The sequence below is a fragment of the Neobacillus drentensis genome, from assembly GCF_036965645.1.
Taxonomy (GTDB): Bacteria; Bacillota; Bacilli; order Bacillales; family Cytobacillaceae; genus Neobacillus; species Neobacillus drentensis_D.
Genome location: NZ_JBALPZ010000006.1, coordinates 35,196 through 35,801, shown reverse-complemented (window position 1 = coordinate 35,801; position 606 = coordinate 35,196). Strand labels below are relative to the sequence as shown.

Genomic DNA, 606 nt, shown 5'->3' with positions numbered 1-606 from the left:
GAAATGATGTATGCTCGAATAGGTTTTGATTGATGCAGGGCAATGACGGAGAACATGACAATATCAAAATAAAACGAGTACCAAAATTTCCATCCATTCTGATATGAGATTCTTCCGAAAACAAGTAAGATCCATTCAACGAAAATATAAATACCAGACCAGACCAATATGTAAAGGATCCGCCTCGTCCAGGTTTTTGGAAAATGGGAAAGATATATTAAAATACTAACAGGCATCGTAATAATCGCATAAACCAGGACAACCATTTCATGTCCATATAATAAATCAGGATGAAACTTCCATAAAGTATTTTCTTTGACAATATATTCGTACATCAAACCTCCAGTGGAAATAAAAGACATGCTAGCATGATACTTTCTCCAGTTTTTCCAGTCAGCCCACTTGAAGGAAGCCAAAATGGTTAGAATCCCAATAGCAACATGCATTTCCTACTACCCTTTCCACTGCTTTTAACATAGTTTCCCTTTTATTCCGGATAAAATTCATCTTTCAGAACAACATTTATATATAAGATCTTTAGATACTTCATACTAAATAAAAAAATGGGAACATTACTTAAAAAAGTGGAAAGAGATTTGACGTCTG

Annotated in this window: 1 protein-coding gene; it reads right to left on the bottom strand. The window is 34.2% G+C overall.

Annotation, left to right across the window (positions count from 1 at the left end):
• A partial coding sequence (locus V7266_RS00855; protein ID WP_335465318.1) for a CBO0543 family protein occupies positions 1-446 on the bottom strand: 446 nt, incomplete at its 3' end.
• Positions 447-606 lie beyond the last annotated feature (160 nt).